We start from the raw sequence: 2,156 nt of genomic DNA on the forward strand, positions 1-2,156 counted from the left end.
GCGGCGGCCTGAAGGTCGCGGCCGTCAAGGCGCCGGGCTTCGGTGATCGCCGGAAGGCGATGCTGGAAGACATCGCGATCCTGACCAAGGGCCAGATGATCGCCGAGGATCTCGGGATCAAGCTCGAGAACGTGACGCTCCCCATGCTCGGCCGCGCCAAGCGCGTGCGGATCGAGAAGGAGAACACCACGATCATCGACGGCGTCGGCGAGAAGTCCGACATCGAGGGTCGTATCTCGCAGATCAAGGCGCAGATCGAGGAGACCACCTCGGACTACGACCGTGAGAAGCTGCAGGAGCGTCTGGCCAAGCTCGCGGGCGGCGTCGCGGTGATCCGCGTCGGCGGCGCGACCGAAGTCGAGGTCAAGGAGAAGAAGGATCGCGTCGACGACGCCCTCAACGCCACCCGCGCGGCGGTCGAGGAAGGCATCGTCCCCGGTGGCGGCACCGCGCTGCTGCGCGCCAAGAAGGCGGTCGCCGAGCTGAAGTCCGACATTCCGGACGTCCAGGCCGGCATCAAGATCGTGCTGAAGGCCCTTGAGGCCCCGATCCGCCAGATCGCTCAGAACGCGGGCGTCGAGGGCTCGATCGTGGTCGGCAAGATCACCGACAACACCTCCTCGGAGACCTACGGCTTCAACGCCCAGACCGAAGAGTATGTCGACATGATCCAGGCCGGCATCGTCGACCCGGCCAAGGTCGTGCGCACCGCCCTGCAGGACGCCGCTTCGGTGGCCGGCCTGCTGGTGACCACCGAGGCGATGGTCGCCGACGCGCCGAAGAAGGACAGCGGCGCCCCCGCGATGCCGGGCGGCGGCGGCATGGGCGGCATGGACTTCTAAGTCCAAGCCACCCGTCGAGACGCAGGAAGGGGGTCGCCGAGAGGCGGCCCCTTTTCTATTGGCCGGTGCGCGACCTCGGAACCGGTCGGTCGGCCAGGATGCCCGCGCCGGACTCGCGCTCGATCTTCGCGCGGACTGTATCGATCAGCTCAAGGCGAAGACGCTGCAATCCGCTGCTCGGGATATCCAAATTCGTGCTGTGATAGATCAGATGGCAGATCCTGTCGTACTCCGGGTCGCTGGTCCCTGTACCAATAAACTTAAGTATCCAATTATAGATTTCAGCATGGTCTGAATATTTGAGGTCCTCGCGGAGAACGAATCGGCCGCAGCCGATCCAGTCGTCTCGCAACGCGGCATTGTCGTCTGCGGCAAAGTCCATGGCCGATCAATCGTCATAGCGTGTTGGCGGGCTGCTCCTGATCGTGGGCCGTCGAAGCGGGCTCTTCCAGGGGACTAGGACACCTGAGTGTCGTCGCGTCGGCGGTGCTGCCGCGCATTGCAATGCAGCGCCCCGCTCCGTCACCGCGGGAGGCGGCGGCGGGCGGCCGATCCGAGGTCCCTCGATTTCGGATCCTGGACCATCGGCAAGCCGCTCGGCAACGTGACGGCGACGGTCGGCTCCGGCGACGACATGCGCAAGATCCAGATCTCGGCGCCGGTCCATCAGGACAACAGTGGCGGCCCGGCGCTGAATCGGTTCGGCAACGAGATCGGGGTGATCCAGTCCAAGCAGGTGGCGTTTGCCTCCTGCGGCATCCCGCAGAACGTCAATTTCGCCATCAAATCCATGATCGCGCTGAATTTCCTGGAGGCGAACGGCGTCGAGCCGCCGATCACCGTGCGCACGACCGATCCGATGGACGGTGCAGCGATCGCCGTGAAGGCGCGCGACTTTACGGTTCAGGTCGTCTGCCACTGAGGCGTTGGAGGTTGCACACGTCCCACCTCGGATCACGGGTCATGTATCGTCGGTCGATAGGGTGGCGACGTCCTCCCTGTCCTCCAGAGGCAATCGGATGACAGATCACCGTTGATAAGAACGGCGCCGAGGCCGCCAATTGTCCGTCGCCCTTGACAATGTTCCTATTTTGTGCTCATTAGCCGCCACCTGTCCGCGACGCTTCTGGGGTGACCCAGGGGCGTCCTTCGGGGGCCCGCCCGGTGGCTGACCGGGCGGGTCCGGGGACGGGGCGGTGCCCGCGTCGGTGGCTCTCAGCCGCCATCGCCCCGGGCGGCGGACCGGTACGGGGCGTGCCTCGGATGCGGGCGTGAGACCGGGCGGCAGTTTGCCCGGCGGGGGGAGGAAATGCC

Annotated in this window: 3 protein-coding genes; 2 read left to right on the forward strand and 1 reads right to left on the reverse strand. The window is 65.7% G+C overall.

All coding sequences use genetic code 11. The features are described from left to right. Positions 1-842 (forward strand): chaperonin GroEL (gene groEL / locus MKK84_RS17120; protein WP_243921758.1); only part of this gene is annotated, 842 nt, incomplete at its 5' end. A gap of 55 nt (positions 843-897) precedes the next feature. Here groEL and MKK84_RS17125 read toward each other — a convergent pair. Then, complete coding sequence (locus tag MKK84_RS17125) at positions 898-1,224, reverse strand: hypothetical protein (protein WP_243921760.1); 327 nt, start codon at positions 1,222-1,224, stop codon at positions 898-900. A gap of 87 nt (positions 1,225-1,311) precedes the next feature. On the opposite strand from MKK84_RS17125, the gene MKK84_RS17130 reads away from it, so the two are divergent. Further along, complete coding sequence (locus MKK84_RS17130) at positions 1,312-1,764, forward strand: S1C family serine protease (RefSeq protein WP_243921762.1); 453 nt, start codon at positions 1,312-1,314, stop codon at positions 1,762-1,764. Positions 1,765-2,156 lie beyond the last annotated feature (392 nt).

The organism is Methylobacterium sp. E-065 (assembly GCF_022829605.1).
Classification (GTDB): Bacteria; Pseudomonadota; Alphaproteobacteria; order Rhizobiales; family Beijerinckiaceae; genus Methylobacterium.